At 55.9% G+C, this 1,552-nt stretch carries 1 rRNA gene; it reads right to left on the minus strand.

Annotated elements, in window-relative coordinates:
- Nucleotides 1-8: 8 nt before the first annotated feature.
- Nucleotides 9-1,552, minus strand: a 16S ribosomal RNA gene (locus H9631_RS22085).

A 1,552-nucleotide genomic window follows, 5' to 3' on the forward strand; every position in this document is an offset into this window, starting at 1 on the left:
TTCCTTAGAAAGGAGGTGATCCAGCCGCACCTTCCGATACGGCTACCTTGTTACGACTTCACCCCAATCATCTGTCCCACCTTCGGCGGCTGGCTCCAAATGGTTACCCCACCGACTTCGGGTGTTACAAACTCTCGTGGTGTGACGGGCGGTGTGTACAAGGCCCGGGAACGTATTCACCGCGGCATGCTGATCCGCGATTACTAGCGATTCCGGCTTCATGCAGGCGAGTTGCAGCCTGCAATCCGAACTGAGAATGGTTTTAAGGGATTTGCTCCACCTCGCGGTCTTGCTGCCCTCTGTACCATCCATTGTAGCACGTGTGTAGCCCAGGTCATAAGGGGCATGATGATTTGACGTCATCCCCACCTTCCTCCGGTTTGTCACCGGCAGTCACCTTAGAGTGCCCAACTAAATGCTGGCAACTAAGATCAAGGGTTGCGCTCGTTGCGGGACTTAACCCAACATCTCACGACACGAGCTGACGACAACCATGCACCACCTGTCACCGCTGTCCCCGAAGGGAAAACTCTGTCTCCAGAGTGGTCAGCGGGATGTCAAGACCTGGTAAGGTTCTTCGCGTTGCTTCGAATTAAACCACATGCTCCACCGCTTGTGCGGGCCCCCGTCAATTCCTTTGAGTTTCAGCCTTGCGGCCGTACTCCCCAGGCGGAGTGCTTAATGCGTTTGCTGCAGCACTAAGGGGCGGAAACCCCCTAACACTTAGCACTCATCGTTTACGGCGTGGAATACCAGGGTATCTAATCCTGTTCTCTCCCCACGCTTTCGCGCCTCAGCGTCAGTTACAGACCAAAGAGCCGCCTTCGCCACTGGTGTTCCTCCACATCTCTACGCATTTCACCGCTACACGTGGAATTCCGCTCTTCTCTTCTGCACTCAAGCCTCCCAGTTTCCAATGACCCTCCACGGTTGAGCCGTGGGCTTTCACATCAGACTTAAGAAGCCGCCTGCGCGCGCTTTACGCCCAATAATTCCGGACAACGCTTGCCACCTACGTATTACCGCGGCTGCTGGCACGTAGTTAGCCGTGGCTTTCTGGTCAGGTACCGTCAAGGCGCCGTCAGTTAAACGACACTTGTTCTTCCCTGATAACAGAGTTTTACGACCCGAAGGCCTTCATCACTCACGCGGCGTTGCTCCGTCAGACTTTCGTCCATTGCGGAAGATTCCCTACTGCTGCCTCCCGTAGGAGTCTGGGCCGTGTCTCAGTCCCAGTGTGGCCGATCACCCTCTCAGGTCGGCTACGCATCGTCGCCTTGGTAGGCCGTTACCCCACCAACTAGCTAATGCGCCGCGGGCCCATCTGTAAGTGACAGCAAAACCGTCTTTCAACCTCTCCCCATGCGAGAAAAGAAGTTATCCGGTATTAGCCCCGGTTTCCCGGAGTTATCCCAGTCTTACAGGCAGGTTGCCCACGTGTTACTCACCCGTCCGCCGCTGAATCCAGGGAGCAAGCTCCCCTTCATCCGCTCGACTTGCATGTATTAGGCACGCCGCCAGCGTTCGTCCTGAGCCAGGATCAAACTCTCAT

This window comes from Bacillus norwichensis (assembly GCF_014836955.1).
Classification (GTDB): domain Bacteria; phylum Bacillota; class Bacilli; order Bacillales; family Bacillaceae_C; genus Siminovitchia; species Siminovitchia norwichensis.